The organism is Bacillus sp. LUNF1, assembly GCF_011008975.1.
In the GTDB taxonomy this organism is placed as follows: Bacteria; Bacillota; Bacilli; order Bacillales; family Bacillaceae; genus Bacillus; species Bacillus velezensis.
Genome location: NZ_CP048876.1, coordinates 1,344,801 through 1,365,860 on the forward strand (window position 1 = coordinate 1,344,801; position 21,060 = coordinate 1,365,860).

The 21,060-nt window shown below is 44.1% G+C and carries 20 protein-coding genes and 1 pseudogene; 14 read left to right on the forward strand and 7 right to left on the reverse strand.

Annotated features, from left to right (window positions below):
• Positions 1–40 precede the first annotated feature (40 nt).
• From splA to G4O42_RS07000, 4 genes are all read left to right on the forward strand, one after another.
• Positions 41–280, forward strand: coding sequence for a splAB operon transcriptional regulator SplA (gene splA, locus G4O42_RS06985; protein WP_003154646.1), 240 nt, complete (start codon positions 41–43; stop codon positions 278–280).
• An 84-nt stretch (positions 281–364) separates the two neighbouring features.
• Positions 365–1,393 (forward strand): spore photoproduct lyase, encoded by a 1,029-nt coding sequence (gene splB, locus G4O42_RS06990; protein WP_007611071.1) that lies wholly within the window; start codon positions 365–367, stop codon positions 1,391–1,393.
• 128 nt (positions 1,394–1,521) lie between these two features.
• Positions 1,522–3,489, forward strand: a complete 1,968-nt coding sequence (locus G4O42_RS06995; RefSeq protein WP_032874715.1) for a methyl-accepting chemotaxis protein — start codon at positions 1,522–1,524, stop codon at positions 3,487–3,489.
• An 82-nt stretch (positions 3,490–3,571) separates the two neighbouring features.
• Positions 3,572–4,438 (forward strand): NAD(P)-dependent oxidoreductase, encoded by an 867-nt coding sequence (locus G4O42_RS07000; protein WP_032874716.1) that lies wholly within the window; start codon positions 3,572–3,574, stop codon positions 4,436–4,438.
• Between the two features lie 35 nt (positions 4,439–4,473).
• On the opposite strand, the gene G4O42_RS07005 is transcribed toward G4O42_RS07000, so the two are convergent.
• Entirely contained in the window at positions 4,474–5,250 is a 777-nt protein-coding gene (locus G4O42_RS07005) for a CAP domain-containing protein (protein WP_032874718.1), read from the reverse strand.
• A gap of 337 nt (positions 5,251–5,587) precedes the next feature.
• Between G4O42_RS07005 and G4O42_RS07010 the strand changes: the two genes are divergently transcribed.
• Positions 5,588–7,720: a peptidoglycan D,D-transpeptidase FtsI family protein gene (locus G4O42_RS07010; RefSeq protein WP_032874720.1), complete on the forward strand. Its 2,133-nt coding sequence runs from the start codon at positions 5,588–5,590 to the stop codon at positions 7,718–7,720.
• 177 nt (positions 7,721–7,897) lie between these two features.
• Positions 7,898–9,718 carry a PAS domain-containing protein gene (locus G4O42_RS07015; RefSeq protein WP_032874722.1) on the forward strand — a complete coding sequence of 607 codons (1,821 nt, stop codon included), beginning with the start codon at positions 7,898–7,900 and terminating at the stop codon, positions 9,716–9,718.
• Here G4O42_RS07015 and G4O42_RS07020 read toward each other — a convergent pair.
• Positions 9,699–10,912, reverse strand: a pseudogene (locus G4O42_RS07020) (aminotransferase A). The gene G4O42_RS07015 and the pseudogene G4O42_RS07020 sit on opposite strands and share 20 nt — an antisense overlap.
• Before the next feature lie 200 nt (positions 10,913–11,112).
• Positions 11,113–11,274: a hypothetical protein gene (locus tag G4O42_RS07025; RefSeq protein ID WP_007409608.1), complete on the reverse strand. Its 162-nt coding sequence runs from the start codon at positions 11,272–11,274 to the stop codon at positions 11,113–11,115.
• Between the two features lie 188 nt (positions 11,275–11,462).
• Here G4O42_RS07025 and cheV point away from each other — a divergent pair, with 188 nt between their 5' ends.
• The gene (gene cheV, locus G4O42_RS07030) at positions 11,463–12,374 is read left to right on the forward strand and encodes a chemotaxis protein CheV (RefSeq protein ID WP_014417604.1); all 912 of its coding nucleotides are present in this window, start codon (positions 11,463–11,465) and stop codon (positions 12,372–12,374) included.
• Between the two features lie 42 nt (positions 12,375–12,416).
• Here the strand turns inward: cheV and G4O42_RS07035 are convergent, their stop codons facing one another.
• The 4 genes from G4O42_RS07035 to G4O42_RS07050 form a co-directional block, all read right to left on the reverse strand.
• Entirely contained in the window at positions 12,417–12,881 is a 465-nt protein-coding gene (locus G4O42_RS07035; RefSeq protein ID WP_003154622.1) for a YkyB family protein, read from the reverse strand.
• A 122-nt stretch (positions 12,882–13,003) separates the two neighbouring features.
• Positions 13,004–14,296: an MFS transporter gene (locus G4O42_RS07040; RefSeq protein WP_007611093.1), complete on the reverse strand. Its 1,293-nt coding sequence runs from the start codon at positions 14,294–14,296 to the stop codon at positions 13,004–13,006.
• A 75-nt stretch (positions 14,297–14,371) separates the two neighbouring features.
• Positions 14,372–14,866, reverse strand: a complete 495-nt coding sequence (locus tag G4O42_RS07045) for a L,D-transpeptidase family protein (RefSeq protein WP_087920795.1) — start codon at positions 14,864–14,866, stop codon at positions 14,372–14,374.
• 74 nt (positions 14,867–14,940) lie between these two features.
• Positions 14,941–15,804, reverse strand: coding sequence for a metallophosphoesterase (locus G4O42_RS07050; RefSeq protein WP_032874726.1), 864 nt, complete (start codon positions 15,802–15,804; stop codon positions 14,941–14,943).
• Between the two features lie 143 nt (positions 15,805–15,947).
• On the opposite strand from G4O42_RS07050, the gene fadH reads away from it, so the two are divergent.
• From fadH to cbpB, 7 genes are all read left to right on the forward strand, one after another.
• Complete coding sequence (fadH, locus tag G4O42_RS07055) at positions 15,948–16,712, forward strand: 2,4-dienoyl-CoA reductase (protein ID WP_032874727.1); 765 nt, start codon at positions 15,948–15,950, stop codon at positions 16,710–16,712.
• Positions 16,713–16,825: 113 nt separating this feature from the next.
• Positions 16,826–17,374 carry a hypothetical protein gene (locus tag G4O42_RS07060; RefSeq protein WP_032874729.1) on the forward strand — a complete coding sequence of 183 codons (549 nt, stop codon included), beginning with the start codon at positions 16,826–16,828 and terminating at the stop codon, positions 17,372–17,374.
• A gap of 141 nt (positions 17,375–17,515) precedes the next feature.
• On the forward strand, positions 17,516–18,736 hold the full coding sequence (locus G4O42_RS07065) for an EAL domain-containing protein (RefSeq protein WP_014417611.1): 1,221 nt from the start codon (positions 17,516–17,518) through the stop codon (positions 18,734–18,736).
• A gap of 443 nt (positions 18,737–19,179) precedes the next feature.
• Positions 19,180–19,419: a YkuJ family protein gene (locus tag G4O42_RS07070; RefSeq protein ID WP_003154613.1), complete on the forward strand. Its 240-nt coding sequence runs from the start codon at positions 19,180–19,182 to the stop codon at positions 19,417–19,419.
• A 122-nt stretch (positions 19,420–19,541) separates the two neighbouring features.
• On the forward strand, positions 19,542–20,060 hold the full coding sequence (locus G4O42_RS07075; protein WP_007409617.1) for a ribonuclease H-like YkuK family protein: 519 nt from the start codon (positions 19,542–19,544) through the stop codon (positions 20,058–20,060).
• A gap of 140 nt (positions 20,061–20,200) precedes the next feature.
• Positions 20,201–20,392 (forward strand): antirepressor AbbA, encoded by a 192-nt coding sequence (gene abbA / locus G4O42_RS07080; RefSeq protein WP_003154609.1) that lies wholly within the window; start codon positions 20,201–20,203, stop codon positions 20,390–20,392.
• Between the two features lie 143 nt (positions 20,393–20,535).
• Entirely contained in the window at positions 20,536–20,979 is a 444-nt protein-coding gene (gene cbpB, locus G4O42_RS07085) for a cyclic-di-AMP-binding protein CbpB (protein WP_003154608.1), read from the forward strand.
• The last annotated feature ends 81 nt before the right edge of the window (positions 20,980–21,060 follow it).

Here is a 21,060-nt window from a genome sequence, read left to right on the forward strand (position 1 = left end):
AAAAAGGGGGGAACAATAACTTTCAACAGGAGGGATTATCATGACAAAATCATTTGCAGCGGGGGATACGGTCTATGTGATTTACCGCAATCCGCATGCCGCCAATGTTGCCCATATTAAAGAGGCGGAGATCGTCCATCACCCGTATCATGAGGGAGAACTGTCTCTGTTTTTATACGAAACCTATCATCCGCTGGCCGAAGATGACGCGGTCTTTTCGACATATGAGGAAGCGGAAGCGCTTTACAGCGAGCTTTTTGAAGAAGACCGGTATCATTGATCAAAGGAAATGTTTACAACGCATATTCACTCTCTTTTAAACGGAAAGTAACAACATGAGAATATGTAAAGGGAGTGTCTGTCTATGCTGAAGCCGTTTGTGCCCCAGCTTGTTTATATTGAACCGAGAGCGCTCGAATACCCGTTAGGACAAGAGCTGAAGAATAAGTTTGAAAACATGGGGCTTGAGATCAGAGAAACGACATCGCATAATCAAGTCCGGAATATTCCGGGGAAAAATCACTTGCAGCAATACCGGAACGCGAAATCAACATTGGTAATCGGCGTCCGGAAAACACTGAAATTCGATTCTTCAAAGCCGTCCGCCGAATATGCCATTCCGTTTGCGACGGGCTGTATGGGGCATTGCCACTATTGCTACCTGCAGACGACGATGGGGTCAAAGCCTTACATCCGGACATATGTCAATGTGGAAGAGATTCTGGATCAGGCTGATGAGTATATGAAAGAACGGGCGCCGGAATTTACAAGATTTGAAGCCTCTTGTACATCTGATATCGTCGGAATTGATCATCTGACACATACATTAAAAAGAGCCATTGAACATTTCGGACAAAGCGAATTGGGACAGCTCAGATTCGTGACTAAATTTCACCACGTCGATCATTTGCTTGACGCAAAACATAACGGAAAGACAAGGTTCAGATTCAGCATCAATGCGGACTATGTCATTAAAAACTTTGAACCGGGAACTTCTCCGCTCGACAAACGGATAGAAGCCGCCGTCAAAGTCGCTAAAGCGGGCTATCCGCTCGGTTTCATCGTGGCGCCGATTTATATTCACGATGGCTGGGAGGAAGGCTATAAGGAACTGTTTGAGAAACTTGACGCGGCGCTTGATGAAGACGTTCGGCATGACATCACATTTGAACTGATCCAGCACCGTTTTACAAAACCGGCCAAACGGGTGATTGAGAAGAACTATCCGAAAACAAAGCTTGAGCTTGATGAAGAGAAGCGCAGATACAAATGGGGACGCTACGGAATCGGCAAGTATATATACCAAAAAGACGAAGAACATGACTTAAGGGAAACACTCGAATCTTATATCGAAACCTATTTTCCGAAAGCGAAAATCGAATATTTTACGTAAGGCGGAGCTGTCGACATGACGGCTCTTTTTTTTTGCTGCGCCAAAGGACGGAAATGTTTGATATTTATTTCAAGGTTTATTCATTTTCTTGGCCGAAAGACCGATATAACTCTCAGGAGGGGATGGTTATGTTTAAAAAAATGCACATCAAAATTGCTGTGTTTGTATCGGCGATGCTTATCGTAACGGTTGTTTTTTTAACGGTTTCTTCATATTTGACATTAAAGCCGATGATGACGGAGGAAGCAAAACGTACGACAGAGAATGTCACCAATTCACTCGGTCAGAACATTGAGCTTCAGCTGAAAAATGATGAGACCGTATTATTGAGATTAGCAGGCGGTGAATTGTCCCGGTCTTTTTTATCAGATGGGAAGAAAGAAACCGCGCTGCTTTTTAACGATGAGTTAAAGCAGATCGGACAGAATGACAAATATGTCGCGCTTGCGTATGTCGGAACCGCAAACAAACAAATGTTTACATATCCAAAGGCCGATTTTGCCAAAGACTATGATCCGACAAATAGAACGTGGTATAAGATGGCGGCTGAAAAACCCGATAAGGTTGTCTGGACTGACCCTTATAAAGATGCAGTGACGGGAGACATGATCGTGACGGCGTCAAAAGCCATTCAAAACAGCGGAACCGTCGTCGGAGTGGCGAGCTTAGATCTGAAGCTGTCCTCCATTCAGAGCATGGTCAACGAGCAAAAGGTCCCGTATGAAGGATTTGCCTTTTTAGCGGATGAAAACGGTTCTCTACTGGCGCATCCGGAAAAACAGGGGAAAAATATTTCGGAAGATCAGACGTTAAAAGACATCACTGCGGATAAAGAAGGTGTCAAAGAGCTGCAGGGGAACATGGTCGTCTACCAAACGGTAAAAGAAACAGGGTGGAAAGTCGGAACGCAGTTTGAAAAAGATCAGCTGATGGGAGTAGCCGATAAAATGAACACGGTGAGCATTTTTATGTCACTGATCGCCCTTGTGATTACGATCGGACTCAGTTATTTCCTAGCAAAAACGATAACCGGGCCGATTCAGCAGCTGATCGCCAAAACAAATTCAGTCTCAGCGGGAGATTTAACCGTCCGCGCCCAGACGAAATCAAAAGATGAAGTAGGCGAGTTAACAAAAGACTTTAACCAAATGGTTGAAAATATGAAAGAGATGGTCGAACAGGTCAAGACCTCTTCGGAAAATGTGTCCGATACATCTGACCAATTAACCGTCATTTCACAAGAAACAAATGAAACGAGCGGACAAATCGCAAAAGCGATAGAGGAAGTCGCCGCCGGAGCGACAGAGCAAGCGTCAGAGGTTGAGACGATCAACGAAAAATCAGAAAATCTCTCGGTCAAAATAAAAGGAATCGCAGATCGCGCAGGCAGCATAAAACAACTCTCAAAATCTTCAGAGGATGCCAGCTACAAAGGATTGGACGCGCTCGGGCAGCTGCTGATGAAGTCAAACGAAGCCAATTCAGAAACGAAAAAAGTAGAGGCAATGCTGAATGACCTGGAAGAACAAACGAAAAACATAGAAGAAGTCGTGACGGCAATATCCGCCATTTCAGACCAGACGAACCTCTTGGCGCTGAATGCGAGCATTGAAGCCGCAAGAGCGGGAGAAAGCGGCCGGGGCTTTGCCGTCGTCGCTGAAGAAGTCCGCAAGCTTGCTGAGCAATCAGCTCTTTCTTCCGGCCATATCAGTGAAACGGTCCGTCTGATTCAATCTGAGACAAAAGAAGCGTCACACGCGATGATTGAGGCAAGCAGAATGAATGATGAACAAAACAGCGCCATTCATGAAACGGGTGAGGTTCTCAATCTGATTACGACGGAAATGCAGTCTCTCGTTCAAGGTATAGATCATATTTACAATGACATTCAAAAAATGAGTGAAGAACAAGCCGCAATTCAAGAAGCGATTCAAAGCATCTCCGCCATTTCTCAAGAATCTGCGGCAGCGGCGGAAGAAGTGAATGCTTCTACTGATGAACAGCTCGTTACGCTTGAAAAAGTGAAGCAATCGACTGATATGTTAAAGAGCGCGAGCGAAGATCTGATCAGCGCCATTTCTAAATTCACTTTGTAATGCGGTCTCTATCAGCCTATAATATGGTAATATAGACATGAAAGAATAAATACTATGAATCGCATCAGGGGAGGAAAGCGCAGTGAACAAAACGGTCGGATTTATCGGTTTGGGCGTCATGGGAAACAGTATGGCATCGCACATTTTAGAAGCGGGCTATCCTGTTTTAGTCTACACGCGGACGAAACAAAAAGCGGAAGAGATTCTGAATAAGGGAGCGGTCTGGCAGGAGACGGTCAAAGACCTTTCAGAGAAAGCTGACATTATTATTACCATGGTCGGCTACCCGAGTGATGTCGAGGAAATCTATCTCGGCGAAAACGGCATTCTCCGCCACGCAAAAGAAGGGGCGTTTGTCATTGACATGACGACATCAAAACCGTCTCTGGCGAAGAAGATAGCGGAGAAAGCCAAAGAAAAGTCCATTCACGCCTTGGATGCACCCGTTTCCGGCGGAGACATCGGCGCGAGGAACGGAACGCTTGCCATTATGGCCGGAGGAGAAAAAGAAGCGTTTGAAGCATGCCTGCCGCTTTTCTCCGTTATGGGGGAAAACATTCAGTATCAAGGGCCGGCTGGCAGCGGCCAGCATACGAAAATGTGCAATCAGATCGCGATTGCAACGGGAATGGTCGGAGTGGCTGAAGCGATGGCTTATGCTGAAAAATCCGGTCTGAACCCGGAACAAGTGCTGAAAAGCATTACAACCGGAGCGGCTGGCAGCTGGTCATTGTCAAATCTCGCCCCCCGTATGCTGAAAGGCGATTTTGCGCCGGGATTCTACGTGAAACACTTTATTAAAGACATGGGCATCGCCCTAGAAGAAGCGGAGCTCATGGGAGAAGAGATGCCCGGATTGGCGCTTGCCAAATCATTATACGACAAGCTTTCCGCGCAAGGTGAAGAAAACAGCGGAACTCAAAGTATTTATAAGCTTTGGGTGAAATAAAAAAGATTGCCCGCAGGGGCAATCTTTTTTATTATTTATTTTCCGATGAATTGCTGTGTCCAGATGTTTCCTGATTCTACGTAACCGACACCGATTTGAGTGAACTCAGGATTCATGATGTTCTTTCTGTGGCCTTCACTGTTCATCCAAGCTTTAACGACAGCTTCAGGAGTCGGCTGTCCTTTGGCGATATTTTCACCGGCAGTTTTATAAGTGATTCCGAAAGACTTCATCATATCGAAAGGTGAGCCGTAAGTAGGGCTTTGGTGATCGAAATAGTTTTTGTCTTTCATATCTTGTGATTTTGCGTGAGCTGATTTGCTTAATTTTTCATCAATCTGCAGAGGTTTTAAGCCTTGCTTTTGTCTCTCTGCATTTGTTAATTCAACGACTTTCTTTTCGTACGCACTGACTGATGAAGGAGTTTTCTCGCTGCTGTTGTTTGTGTTATCTGTCTGCTTTGCATTGTCAGCCGTCTGGTTTTGATCGGCTTTCGGTTTTTCGGCAGCTGTCGGAGCCGTTTTTGCCGGTGTTTCTTTTTGAACATTTTTAACTGTCATGTCAGAATGCTTTGCGTGTTTTTGCAGCAGCTGAGTCAGTTCTTTCTCATTTTTAACGTTCAGCTTTTTCACGCTCGTTTTCATATGTAGTTTTTCAACAGCCTCTTGAAGAGTCAGATGCTGTACGGTGTTTCCTTTTTTCACAGTAACGACGTGCTGGCATGACAGCTCTTTTGCAGATGCCTGCTGAATGCCTCCGAATGTAATCAAACTGACTGCCGCGGCGGCAGATAAGAGAAATGCTTTTTTCATAAGATAATAGCCTCCCAGAGAAGTTTTTTTCTACATGAAAAATCTTATCACAGCTTTTTTGTCATAATGCAGGCAGCCATTTCCTTTGACAACAAACTCTTGTCATAATTGTAATTGAGCGCAGAAAAATGGCTCTATACCGGGAAAAACGATCTGTATTTATTTTTTAAAATCCGTTACATCTCTTCAAATTATTTGAAGTGTTAGATATATTTTAAGATAATTTGATCTTGACAGTTTTTTTTACCCGTTTTCGCTGTAACAACTTTTACAAAAATGTTACAATTAAAATCTGTTTATGTAAATATATTCAATGATTTGAGAGGTGTAACAGAAAGTGGCTGAAGTTGCGCGCGAACCAAAGAAAAAAACGAAACGTTACAGAGCGCTGAGAATGAATCTCTATTTTTTGATTGTTTTTCTTCTCTTTACGGCACTGATTTTTAAACTCGGCATCGTCCAGATTGTCGAAGGGGATAAACACCGCCAGGATGCGGAGAAGGCAAATGCAAAAACCGCCTATTATCCGACACCGCGGGGAAAAATGTATGACAAGCGGAACAGAGTGGCGGTTGATAACCAGGCTGTGCCTGAAATTGTATACGTTTCTACCTCAAAAACCTCGGCAAAGGACAAATTGAAAACGGCAAAAAATCTCGCCGCACTGATTCATATTGATACTGAATTTATGAAGGATCGAAATATCATTGATTACTGGCTTGCCGCACATCCAAAGAAGGCGGAAAAGCTTATGAAGGACTCAGAAAACAGCCTGAAGCCGCAAGAAGTGTACAAACGCCAGATTGAACGCGTCCCGAAGCAGGAGATTGATGCGATCAAACAAAATAAAAAAGAGCTGGAAATCGCGGCGATTTATACGCGTTTTTCAAGCGGCAACGCCTATCAGCCGCAAGTCGTCAAATCAATGGACCCGAATAAGCTGAACGGAAACGGAAACAGCGGTTCACTGCTTGACGAGCATGACAACAACAAGCAAAAACCAAAAAGCGACCTGACATATGAAGAAGTTTCCGTCGTATCCGAGCACCTGAAAGAGCTCCCCGGCATTGACGTGATCAATGACTGGACGCGAAAATATCCATACGACAAAACGCTGTACTCTCTGTTCGGCGGTGTGACGACACCGGAACAGGGATTGTTGGGCGAACGGAAAGATTACTATGTCACAAGAGGCTACTCACTGAATGACCGGGTGGGAAAAAGCTACATCGAATATCAGTATGAGGACTATTTAAACGCGCATAAAGAAAAAGTAGAGTATGTGGAAAACAGCAAAGGTGAGGTCGTCAGCCAAAAGCCCGTCGATGAAGGCAGCAGAGGCTACGATCTGCAACTCTCGCTCGATATGGAATTACAGTCGAAAGTCGAAAAAGTCATTGAAAAAGAGCTGAGAAGAAGCCGCGCCGCAGGCAACTATATGGTTGACAGAGGATTTGCCGTCATGATGGACCCGAACAACGGGGATATTCTCTCAATGGCGGGGAAACGCATCGATCTCGAAACAAATAAAACACAGGATTTTGCGATCGGAGCATTTACGACCCAATATGAGATGGGCTCTTCTGTTAAAGGAGCGACTGTTCTCGCAGGTTACCAAAGCGGCCTCCCGCATTATAAAACGTTTGTCGATGCACCGCTTGTATTTAAAGGCGACACGAAAAAAAAATCGTGGACACAAATGGGAGCCATTACTGAGCTGACCGCGCTGCAAAGAAGTTCAAACGTATATATGTTTCATGTGGCCATGAATATCGCGGGCATTACCTACGTCCCGCACGGCACGCTGCCGGCCGGATTAGACGATATTAAAAAAATGCGCAACTACTACGCTCAATTCGGCCTGGGTGTGAAAACCGGGATTGATCTTCCCCAGGAATCAGCAGGCATGCAGTCGAATCCGCAAATGGTCGGGGGATTGCTGCTGGACTTTGCGATCGGACAGTTTGATACGTATACGCCGCTTCAAATGGCTCAATATATTTCAGCCATCGCAAACGGCGGGTATCGCGTCCAGCCGCGGATCGTCACAAGCATTCATGAACCGGACAGCAAAAACAAGATTGGAAAAGCGATTGAACAGCGAGATAGTAAAATTTTGAACAAAGTAAATAACAGCCCGAGCGATTTTGACCAAGTTCATAAAGGGATGAAATTGGTTACAAGCTCACCTCAAGGAACGGCTTATTCAACATTCCAGGGGTCCGGCGCTGATGTTTCCGGAAAAACGGGAACCGCGCAGACGCGCTATTACGGCACGAACAAAAACTGGTGGGGGAAAGACACTTATAACCTGACCTTTGTCGGTTACTATCCGTCAGAACATCCACGAGTGGCATTCAGCGTCGTCGTACCGACTGTTCAAGATGATCACGATCATGTCAGCAAAAACATTGCCAAAGGAGCAATTGACGCTTACAAAGAACTTGAAAAGAAATACAATAAAAAATAACAAATGAAAGGGCGGCCGAACATCTCGTGCGCCCTTTCTTTCATTCAGGAAAATTGACGTTCACAATAAGAATAGAAGGAGAATGCTCATTTTTTAGCGAATCAATCTAGTGGAATTTCTTTTTATATCAGTCCGTGTCCAGCCTGCAGTGCGAGTATAATGCAAAGGAGGGATTCTGTGGAACAGGATACTCAGCATGTCAAACAGTTTCAATCGAAAACCGATCTTCATGCCGTTTTGACGTCTAACGGGCGTATTATGTATATTTCTGCAAACTGCAAATCGTACTTCAGTTATTCTCAGGAAGAGATGATCGGGTCATTTCTCAAAACGTTCCTGCATGAAGAAGATCAATTTTTGGTTGAAAGTTACTTCTATAATGAGCATCATTTGATGCCTTGCACCTTTCGTCTTATTAAAAAAGATCATACCATCGTATGGCTTGAAGCGGGTGTGGAAATTGTCACACCGCAAATGGAGGGGACGGATCGGGAAATCATCCTCAAAATCAAGGTGCTTGAGGAGAAGACGCCCCGCCGGCCTTATATGTATGAACAAAAGAAGCAAAAGGCAGAACAACAGTCGGAAGATGCGGCTGGAAACGGCGAATTCGAGCGTCTTGTCGAAATGCTGCCGAATCCTTTATATGTCAGCATCAACGGCACAATCGCCTACGCCAACAACGCGATGCTTGCCATGCTGGGAGCCGAAAGCAAAGACGAGGTAATCGGCAGGCGCTCTTATGAGTTTATTGAAGAAGAGTATCACGACATTGTGAAAAACCGAATTGTGCGGATGCAAAAAGGAATGGAAGTCGGAATGATCGAACAGACGTGGAGAAGGCTCGACGGCACGCCCGTTCATTTAGAAGTAAAGGCGGCACCGACGACATATAAAAATCAGCGGGCGGAATTGCTGCTTCTGATTGATATTTCTTCACGGAAAAAATTCCAAACGATTCTGCAAAAAAGCAGAGAACGTTATCAGCTCCTCATTCAGAATTCAATTGACACGATCGCCGTGATTCACAATGATAAATGGGTATTCATGAATGAGTCGGGCATTTCGCTGTTTGAGGCTGAAACATATGAAGATTTAATTGGGAAAAACGTCTATGATCAGCTTCATCCCTGTGATCATGACGGCGTGAAACAGCGGATCCAAAATATTATCAACCGAAAGACCGAGTCAGAAATTATTAAGCAATCGTGGTTTACCTTTAAAAACCGGCTGATCTACACGGAAATGGTCTGCATTCCGACGACGTTTTTCGGAGAAACGGCCATGCAGGTCATTCTGCGTGATATTTCTGAGCGGAAGCAGACGGAGGAATTAATGCTGAAGTCGGAGAAGCTGTCTATCGCAGGGCAGCTGGCGGCGGGAATCGCTCACGAAATCCGCAATCCGCTGACGGCGATCAAAGGATTTTTACAGCTCATGAAGCCGACGATGGGGGAAAACGAACATTACTTTGAAATTGTGTTTTCTGAACTGAGCAGAATCGAATTAATTTTAAGTGAGCTTTTAATGCTTGCCAAACCTCAGCAAAACGCCGTGAAAGAGCGTGTAAACTTAAAGAAAATTATAAGTGAAGTGACCGCTCTTTTAGAGACGCAGGCAAATCTTAAAGGGATTTTTATCAAAACGGATTATGAACATGACAGCATGTATATTAACGGTGATCAAAATCAGCTGAAACAGGTGTTTATCAATCTGATTAAAAATGCCGTTGAGTCGATGCCGGATGGGGGAACGGTTCACATTCTTATGACAGAAGATGAGTATTCCGTTAATGTGACGGTGAAAGACGAGGGTGACGGGATACCGGAAAACGTGCTGAAACGAATAGGCGAACCGTTTTTGACAACGAAAGAAAAAGGAACCGGCCTGGGGCTGATGGTCACATTCAACCTTATTAAAAACCATCAGGGAGCCATCCAAGTAGACAGCAAACCGGATAGAGGCACGGCCTTTCATATTACATTCCCGAAACAATAAAAAACAACGGCGTTATGCCGTTGTTTAAATAGTCTGCATGGATTCTCTCGTTTTTAAAATAAATGCTTCCAGCCGGTCCAAGCCTTCTCTCAATGTATCCAGTGAATATGCGAATGACAGCCTCACATACCCTTCACCCAACTTTGAAAACGAGCTGCCGGGCACAAGAGCCACACCTGCATCCTCTAAAAGAGCCATACTAAAATCAAACGATGACATTCCGAATGACTTAATGGAAGGGAAGATATAAAATGCGCCTGACGGCTTTACGACGTCAAGCCCCATTGAAACTAGACGGTCATATACATAGTCAAGCCGCTTTTTATACTGTTCTCTCATAATAAGCGCATCATCAACACCGTTTGTCACCGCTTCAAGAGCCGCTTTCTGAGAGATTGAAGACGCGCATGTCACACTGTATTGGTGAACTTTTAAGATGTGCTTGGCAATTTCTTTCGGTGCGAAAATGAAACCGATTCTCCAGCCCGTCATGCTGTGTGATTTTGACAGGCCGTTGATGACGATCGTCTGGTCTCTCAAATAAGACGCGATCGAATAATGCGGTCTGTCATAGGTTAATTCGCTGTAAATCTCATCAGACAGGACAAAAACATTTCTGCCCTTCATGACGGCTGCGATGTTTTGCAGCTCTTCCTCAGACAATGTCACTCCGGTCGGGTTTGACGGATAAGGAAGAATGACGCATTTTGTTTTTGGTGTCAGCGATTCTTCAATGAGCCGCGCCGTCAGCTTAAATCCGTGTGTCGTCGTATCCACATGGACCGGAACGGCGCCCGACATGCGGATGATCGGTTCGTAGCCCGGATATATCGGTCCGGGGAGAATAACTTCATCGCCTGGAGATAAAATCGTCCGCAAAGACGCGTCAATCGCTTGGCTTGCCCCGGTTGTGACGATGATTTCAGTTTCAGCTTCATAATTCAAGTCAGCTTTTTTCTTCATATAAAGCTGTACGGCCTGTCTCAGCTCAAGTCCGCCCGCGTTCGGAGTATACGCCGTTGCGTTCTCGTCGATTGCCTTTTTGGCAGCCGCTTTGACATGGTGCGGCGTGAAGAAATCCGGCTGACCGATCGTAAGCGAAATGACATTGTCGTGCTGAGCTACAAGATTTGAGAATTTGCGAATTCCTGAAATTTCAATTTCTTTTACATTCGGATTAAGCAAATGTTCCATAATTCATCACCTTATACTATATATTGAGTTTATCCTATTTTACCACTAGCTGAGCATTTGTCATCTTTTTATTGAACTATCCCGAGTATATGTCCGATATGTGAAAACATACCTTCTTTCAGAAAAAAATAAGACAACCAGCTGAAATGATTGTCTTCATTGTATCATGATCTATCTATTGTGATATGTGGCGAATGTCATTAATACCCGTATTCAAAGCTGACGTCTTCCCGCCATAAGATGTATGGAGCGGGCTTGTCGGGACGCTCTTTCGCCTCTTTTTTCATTTGCAGGTAAGCCGTTTTGCTGATATCTTCTAACACTGTCATTTGATCTTGGTCGAATATGACTACTGTACCCATTTATTACACCCTTCTTCCTGAAAAATCCTTGACTATTTTACCACTCGATGTCAAAAAGTCAATGGGATATCAGAAAAAAGCATTTTTTTATAAAGAGTTCATGGCCAGTTGGACCGAATACATTCACTTTTTCCGTTTCCAGCCGATATATACAGTACAATACTGAATGCGGATAGCGAGGGATTGAATTGTCTTTACAACAATACGATATTTTATTGGATTCAGGCACAAACGAATTAGAAATCGTCAAATTTGAAGTAGGCGTCAATACATTTGGCATAAATGTGATGAAAGTCCGGGAAATCATTCAGCCGGTAGATGTTACATCTGTGCCTCAGTCTCATAAAGACGTAGAAGGGATGATTAAGCTGAGAGGCGAAATTCTTCCCGTCATCAGTCTGTATTCCTTTTTCGGCGTTGATGCCGAAGGAGCAAAAGACGATAAATATATCGTAACGGAATTCAACAAACGGAAAATCGTCTTTCACGTCGGTTCCGTTTCACAAATCCACAGGGTGTCCTGGGAGGCGATTGAAAAGCCGACTTCCCTGAACCAGGGCATGGAGCGGCATTTAACGGGAATCATCAAACTGGAAGACACGATGATCTTTCTGCCTGATTATGAAAAGATCATTTACGATATTGAATCGGCATCCGGAGTTGAGACTTATCATGTCCATCAGGAAGGATTTGATGAAAGACGGGCGGGTAAAAAACTGATCATCGTTGAAGATTCGCCGCTTCTGATGCGTCTTTTGACGGATGAGCTGACTGAGGCGGGGTACAGTGAAATCGTTACGTTTGAAAACGGAAAAGAAGCGTATGATTACGTCGTGGAACTGACGGATAACGGAGAAAACCTGTCAGACCATATTGACATGATTATCAGTGACATTGAGATGCCGAAAATGGACGGGCATCGTTTGACGAAGCTCCTTAAGGATAACCCGCAAAGCTCTGATGTGCCGATTATGATTTTCTCGTCCCTGATTACGGACGACCTGCGCCACCGGGGCGAAGTAGTCGGAGCGGATGAACAGATCAGCAAGCCTGAAATCAGCGAGCTCATTAAAAAAGTGGATACGTACGTGATTGAATAGAAAAAAGCCGATGCATGACGCATCGGCTTTTTTGCGGCGGAATTAAAAATAACTCTCACCAAGTTTTTTAAATACGGGTTTATGATAAGCGGGCTGCTGCCTGTTGGCGGCAAGCGGTTTTTCCTTTAAGCCCACATATTTTTGCAATACATTTTTCGCTTTTGTCAAAGACATTTGTGCTTTAGGATTGCGGTACGATTGATTTAACGTACCTAAATGCGGAAGATGCTGGAAGTCTTCTTTTGTTGGAGGCATGTGAAAATAGTAGTCTCCGATAGAGATAAGTACGTCTGACTGCTGTTGGCTAAACCTGGGATTATTTGAAAAGTGAAGCCCTATTTTTTTCCCTTTGCCTTCTTTCACAAGCTTTTGTAATGCCCGTTTTTTCAGCAGATAAAGGTATTTAGGGTTGGGGGCGGTTTTTGCATGGCGGTTCACAGTATAAACAGCTTTTGAAAGATTCTCGATGGTTGGCTGCAGCTCTTTCGAATAAGCGTGGTCGTCCATTATTTCTCTCCTTTGCATTGATCAAGTTCATATATAGATTATACTTTTTTAGCGTTGAAATGCAAATATTGATTATAAAAATACGCCTTTTTCTGATGAAAAGGGCGCATCTTTTTCCTTTATTAGACAGGATTCGCATGTTTTTCGGAATCAGCCTTTAATGATTGCTGCACATCGACCTCTGCTGCCTCGGCGCTGTATTTCGGAAGAGCGATAAAATAGAACACAAATACCGCTAAAATCACGATTCCCATGCCGTAATAAAGGTAATCAATATTGGTAACGAATTTCGGAAATAACAGGGCGACCAGTCCGAGTGTAATCGATTGGGCAAACATCATAAAAGGATCCTGCCAGCCGCTGACCCGGCCCATTATTTTCGGATGAACGATTTTCGGCATCCAGCCGCCGATGGCGATATTGACAGGACCGATGCACATGCCGAGGACGAAAGCCGCCGCATAATAAATCCACAGCTTATCCGTATAGCCGAGGACAAAAATGAGCAGTCCGGCTGCCAAAATAGGAATCGACATCAAATGATGCGGTTTGACTTTTTTTGCGATCATCGTTCCGATTACACTTCCTGCAAGCAGGCCGAAGCCGAGTGCGACGGTGAAGATGGAAGTATGTGATTCGTAATGATCAGGCGCAAGTCCGTATTTCATCGTAAACATCGGCAGTACGGCAAAGCCGCCGTTGACAAAACCAAAGATAAAAAAGCCGAAAATAAGGGAAGCAAGCAATTTGTTTTTAACAATATATACGATCCCTTCCTTAAAATCAGCGACCGAGTCTTTCAGAAACGAATCTCCCCATTTAAAAGGGCCATTCGGCTGACGGGCTTCTTTCGGAATGCGGCAGGCGCGGATCAGAAAGCCTGATACAATAAAGCTGACAAAATCAAGGATAATGGCTCCGTGAATACCGATCGTTTTATACATAAACGCGCCTATACCGACGCCGAATACCATGAAGATGCTGAACAGGATCTGGTTAAGTCCCGCCGCTTTCGCGTAATGCTCCTTAGGCAGAATAGCTTGTACAAGGCTGGCTTCCGCCGGGAAAAAGAACTTGGTCACGGCGCTTCTGATGAACAAAATACAGAACACGAGAGGGATGCTCCCGGTGTATAATGCGGCAAACAATACGATCGTCAGTCCGGCTCTGATCCAGTCACAATTCTCTGCGACCTTTTTCCTGTCAAGCCGGTCAGCTGCGACACCGACAATCAGAAATACGAAAACTGTCGGCAGTGAATACATCAGCTCAGCCAAAGTCGTGTATGCCGGCTGGTTTGAAAAATGGTCCAGCAAGTAAAAAGCAAAAGCCATATTACCTACAGTCGTTCCCATTTGAGAAGCGAGTGCTGCGAAAAAGAGACGGACAAAATTGCGATTTTTAAATATATCCATAAACACGCTCCTTACCCTAAAGGTCCCACTGTAATATATTATCATCAGCTCGTTCCATTAACAAATAAGATCTTTCTATCTTATAATAGTCACCCTTGTTCCATTAGGAACGGTAGCGGCAAGTTCAGTGACGTCCTGATTATACATCCGGATGCATCCTTTTGATACCGCTTTGCCGATGGAGGAAGGATTATTTGTTCCGTGAATGCCGTAATGAATTTTAGAGAGGCTGAGCCAATAAGCGCCGAACGGGCCGCCGGGCTTAGGCTGGCGGTTCACGATGTAAAATTCTCCGGTCGGCGTGGTCGTCAATATTTTTCCGACTGCGATGGGGTACGTACGGATGAGCCTGCCAAGGCGGTATAACTCCAGTTTCTTCGCTCCGATATACACGATGATGGAGTAGGGAATGGTGGATGGATCGGGAAGATTCGGTATGATAATATGCTGTCCCGCGTATATGGCCGATTGGATTGAGGGATTTGCCTGAAGGAGAGCAGCAGTGCTTATTCTGAAGTCTTGCGCAATGCTTGAGATGGTTTCTCCTTGTTTCACTTGATATGTCAGCAGTTTCATCACCCTCCTTTTTGCTCTTTTCCATATACATATTACGGAGGGGGTGTCTGTGCATCAGGATAAAAGTCTTATTTTTGCTCGGTTTTCAATGTGAACAGCGTGATTTCCGGTCTGGCTAAAAATCGATACGGCAGTCTTGTCGTACCGAGCCCGCGATTGACGTAAACGGCTGTGTCATGCAACGTATACATGCCGTCGGTATACGTTTTTCCGTAAGGAGGCGTAATGAGAGGGCCGAAAAACGGGAGCTGGACCTGGCCGCCGTGAGTATGTCCCGACAGCTGGAGGTTTACGGGATATCCGCCTATCTTGAGAGCGGCATCAGGCTCGTGGACGATTAAAATGGAAAACGCATCTTCGGAAAGGCGAGACAGGGTGGCTTCATAATCGGGTTTTCCAAGCATTACATCATCCAAAAACGCGAGTTCAATCCGGCTTCCGTCTGTCAGCTGCACCTGACGATAGCCGTTTCGAAACACTTGAAAATCAGCCGCTTTCATCAGAGCCTTGTACGTGTTCGTACCGTAGCCTCCGTGGTCATGGTTTCCGTAAACACAAAGTTTGCCGAAGGGAGCTTCAAGATTTTTCAGCACGGCGAGTGCACGCTGGTGATCATTAAATAAATGCGGCTTATCAATTAAATCTCCCGTAAAGATGAGCAGATCGGGTTTCAGCTGATTGATCTTTTCCGCTGCTTTATTCAAGTCACCGGATGTAAACACATCACTAAGATGCGTATCGCTGAATTGAACGATTTTAAAATTGTCAAAGCCGCGGGGGATCAGGCGGTTGGTGATTGTATGCCGGGTGACCTCAATCATGCGCGGTTCAATATACCGGGCATAGCCGTAACCTCCGCAAGCCATTGCGAGAGCTGCACCCAAAATGCCGAATCCTCTTTTTAAAAATGTTCTTCTGGTCATTTTCTCCATATGTAAAACCAACCTTTGTCAGAGTTGTTCTATTATATCATCAGCCGGGCTGAAAAATCCCTTCTCAGCATGTAATGACGCGGAAAGACATCTGTGATAAAATTATGAATGATTATTCATTCAATAAAAGGGGTGGGTTTGTTATGGATAAGAAAGCGGTAATCATTACAGGCGGTTCAAGCGGTATGGGAAAAGCAATAGCGAAAAAACAGGCTGAATTAGGATGGCACGTCATGGTGACAGGGAGGAACCATGAAGCACTTGAGGAAACAAAAAAAGAAATTGAGACCTTTGAGGGGCAGGTCGCCTGTTTTCAAATGGATGTCCGTTCTGATTCCGCCGCTTCAGACATGATTACAGAAGCGAAAAAAGTCTTTGGCCGGCTTGATGCGCTGATTAACAATGCGGCCGGCAACTTTATTTGCCCGGCAGAGAAGCTGACGCCCAATGGATGGAAAGCTGTTATTGAGATTGTTTTAAACGGCACATTTTTCTGCAGCCAAGCCGCGGCAAGGCATTGGATCGAGCAGGAGCAGAAGGGCGTCATCTTAAATATGGCCGCTACATACGCATGGGGAGCGGGAGCGGGTGTCGTTCATTCCGCTGCAGCCAAAGCGGGGGTATTGTCACTGACAAGAACGCTGGCCGTTGAATGGGGGAGCAAATACGGCATCCGCACAAACGCGATAGCCCCCGGCCCGATTGAACGGACAGGCGGTGCGGAGAAGCTGTTTGAATCGGAAAAAGCGGTGTCCCGCACTATGAACAGTGTGCCGCTCGGCCGGCTGGGCACACCGGAAGAAATCGCCGCGTTGGCAGCGTTTTTACTATCTGATGAAGCGTCCTACATAAACGGGGACTGTATCACAATGGACGGGGGGCAATGGCTGAATCCTTATCCGTTTTAATTTTTCATATATTGATTATTTTGCAAAACAAGCGAACGTTAAAGCCGCCGTTCGCTTGTTTTATTTTCTATTCAAAATTATGATATAATTTTGAAAGATTAAGGGGCGGTTAATTGAAGAAATTATTAAAATGGTTCGTTGTACTATTTGTAAGCAGTTTCGTTATCATCTTTAATATTTGGTACTTTATCATTTGCGCTTTTACTCCGGAGTATTATCAAAATACCAATCTTACATCTGATGAAATAATCAGATTTGAAAAGCTATATCACATAGATTTTCCTGATGAAACGAAATTTATTAAAGCCAGGGAGTATTTGAGTGGGCTCGGAGGCGATACATCGGCTGTATTATATGTGTCTCTGCCAACTAAGCTGGCGGAAACAATTTTATCTGATTATACGTATATGCCAATAAATCATACTGATCATGCCGGTTCAATGTATGGAGTTGACGTTTCCAAGAGTGTTGGCGGGTTAACAACTCTTACATTTGGCACTTTAGATAAAAAAGGAACTTTCTTTCAGTTGGAACATGAGGATGATTGGATATTTAACAGCACTGATTGGAGCCATTATTTTTGGACAGCTGCCGGTTATAATGCTCTTATATTTATCCTTTTATTTGTGATTGTGAAACAAATGAATAACGTCCTTAATTAACCGGTCTGAAGAGTGATCTTAAAAATATCCCCCTTTTATTTTAAGCTGCTGCCATACTGCCTCCTTTTCCCCTAATCTAAACATTTGTGGTGCTGATATAATTGTGTATAATCAGACAAAGATAGAGAAGCAGGTGATAACATGTTGGACCCACTTGATATACTGACGAATATTGATGATGTCATTCCGTATTACCAAGCGATTTTTAACGCTGAAGAACAAAGAGTCGTAGGCTATGAGGTGCTTGGGCGTATTTTGGCAGATGCGGAGATTGAGAGCCTCGGGTCGTTTTTCTTAGATTCCGGCATTCCGGAAGAATATAAGCTTGAGGTCGATGACAGAGTCATCAGGCAGGCGCTGGAGCGGTTTAAAGAAGCTGATCGTGATCTGTTGATTTTTATCAATCAGGATGCGAATGTATTGATGCTTGACCACGGCGAAAGCTTTCTTGAGCTTTTGAAAGAATACGAAGAGCAGGGCATCGAATTGAACCGTATTGTGCTTGAGATCACCGAGCACAATTTCGAAGGCGACATTGAACAGCTGTACCATATGCTTGCCTACTATCGTACATACGGCATTAAAATCGCGGTGGACAATATAGGTAAGGAGAGCAGCAACCTGGACAGAATCGCGCTCCTTTCACCGGACCTTCTGAAAATAGATTTGCAGGCGCTGAAGGTATCTCAGCCGTCACCATCATATGAGCATGTGCTGTACAGCATTTCATTGCTGGCGAGAAAAATCGGCGCCGCGCTGCTGTATGAAGATATAGAAGCTGATTTCCAGCTCCAGTACGCATGGAGAAACGGAGGCCGATTTTTTCAAGGCTATTATCTGCAGGCGCCGAGCGGGGATTTTATAGACCGGAGCCTGTTAAAAGCACGCTTGAAAACGGAGTTTCAGCAATTTATCACGAGAGAAAAAAAGAAGCTGGAAACGGTATATGAACACTCTGAGAATTTTTATAAGCGGGTCAATCAGGCAGTTTCCGAGCTGAAGAAAACCCATCAGGCGGACGATGAGTTTATTAAAAAACTGGCGGAAAACCTGACCGACTGCTGCTTCAGAATTTATATGTGTGATGAAGAAGGCTATCAGCTGACGGGAAATGTGTTCAAGCAGTCCGGCGAATGGCTTTATCAGCCTGAATACATGGAGAAAAACTGGAGCTGGCGTCCGTACTTTTTAGAAAACATCATGAAGATGCGGAATTCAAGAAAAGGCTTTTTCAGTGACCTGTACAGTGATATTGAGACGGGTGAGATGATCAGAACCTTTTCATACCCGATGGATGACAATATGTATTTATTTATCGATCTGCCTTACTCTTATTTATATGAACAGGACGGATTACTTTAAAGCGGCTGCTGTATGCCGCTTTTTTTGTTCATTTGAAAAAAGTTTTAAAAAACGTTTGACAATGATACTGATAATCATTATCATTTAGTTATAGAGAGAAGTTACTCTCTGTTCCCCAACCCCTCTATCAGATCAAGATCCGAAAAAACTTGGCGCTACCCCCGCCAAGTTTTTTTATGCTGTTTCCTCATAAAAGGGCTTCTCCTCACATACATCTGACAATGGCGGCTCAAAAAGCGAAAAATTATTTTTGAAAGGTGTATGACATTCCGAAAAAAGCTTCAAACTATTCGAAAACACGGTTTTCCCGTTTATTTCTTTTTGAAAATCCAGCGGGAAAATGCCATCCCGGTCTACTTTATGGTATGATGCTCTGTAGAACTTGTATTATAATAAATACTTGTTGATTTGAAGTTGTTTTTTGAAAGGAGTCTTTTTTTAGAATGTCACAATTAATGGGTATCATCACGCGGCTGCAAAGTCTGCAAGAAACAGCGGAAGCGGCTAACGAGCCGATGCAGCGTTATTTTGAAGTTAACGGCGAAAAAATTTGCAGTGTTAAATATTTCGAAAAAAATCAAACGTTTGAACTGACGGTTTTCCAAAAAGGTGAAAAACCTAACACATATCCGTTTGATAACATTGACATGATTTCTATTGAAATTTTTGAGCTCCTTCAGTAATTTGATTTGATTTTTCAGGCTGACCAAGCTTCCGGTCTTCCGCAAGCGGAGCTTTATTAAATTATGCAAAGGAACGTGCTTGTTCGTTTGGTTGTAGACTCTGGAAAGAGGAGTGTCCGTACATGGCTGATTCTTTTCTGTTTTATAATCTTTCTGAGGCACAGATGACCTTTCAAGACGTGACGGAGCGGCTGAAACGCTTTGTCAATAAAGACCCCCGTTCAGCATATGTGCTGTCTGTAGGGACTGATTCACAAGTTTACCGCGACTTCACAAAGTTTATTACGGCTATACACTTGCACCGTACAGGCAAGGGAGCTTGGGGCTGTTTGAAAAATCACGATCTTGCAAGACCGATACATAGCCTTCGCGAAAAAATTTCGCTGGAAACCGCGTTCAGCCAGGAGATGGCAGCGCATATCCTCGACGGCCGTCTTATGGAACTAACAGATTTGCTCTTGCCTTTTACGGATGAAGGGGCGGATCTTTCATTTGAAGTGCATCTGGATATCGGTCAAAAAGGGCTGACAAAAGAATTGATACAAGAAATGACCGGCCGCATTACCTCGATGGGCATTGAAGCGAAAATCAAGCCTGATTCCTGCACAGCATTCAGTTATGCCAATCGTTACACAAAATAATATTTCATACAGAATCCGCAAAATGTCGAATTATGCGGTTGACGATTTTTTTCTGTTTACTTATTCTAGCGGTAGAGCTGAAAGCAAATTTCACATTGCTTTCAGAGGTATTCAGTTAAAAATAGGGGGCCTGATTACGTATGAGTCTTATCAGTGAACGATTTACGGAAGAAGAACAGAAACTTCTGCTGAATATCCTGATCAATCAAGAATATGCCATTGAGCTTTTGACCAGCGAAATCAACGATATAGAAGCAGGGTCAAAAAGCGTTGATGGAACCACTTATAAAAAACTCGTAACGCTCTATGACCGTTTTCGGAACGAAAATTAATCAGCGGCCTATAAATTGATACTCGATTGCAAAGAGTATCTTTTTTATTGACGGAAACTTTTCGACAAAAAATGATAATGTTTATATTATTGCAATATAGGGAATACATGCTTTGATGAAAAATGTAAAGGGGTCGAAGTGACATGATTAGCTTACAATCAGATCAGCTTCTTGATGCAACAGTCGGACAATTTATGATCGAGGCGGATAAAGTGGCGCACGTTCAAGTCGGAAACAACCTTGAGCATGCTCTATTAGTGCTGACGAAAACCGGCTATACCGCCATTCCCGTCCTTGACGCTTCGTACCGTCTGCACGGTTTGATCGGGACAAATATGATTATGAACAGCATTTTCGGACTTGAACGGATCGAGTTTGAGAAGCTGGATCAAATTACGGTTGAGGAAGTCATGCTGAAAGACATTCCCCGTCTCCACATCAATGATCCGATTATCAAAGGGTTCAGCATGGTCATTAATAACGGCTTTGTCTGCGTTGAAAATGATGAAGGCGTCTTTGAAGGCATTTTCACGAGAAGAGTCGTGTTAAAGCAGTTGAGCAGCCATATCAGGTCATTGAATAAGTAGGCTCGCACGATCAGCCTATTTGTTCTTTTGCATGCCGGAAAAAGAAAACGCATACATATGAGTGGCGCTTGCCTCGGCAGC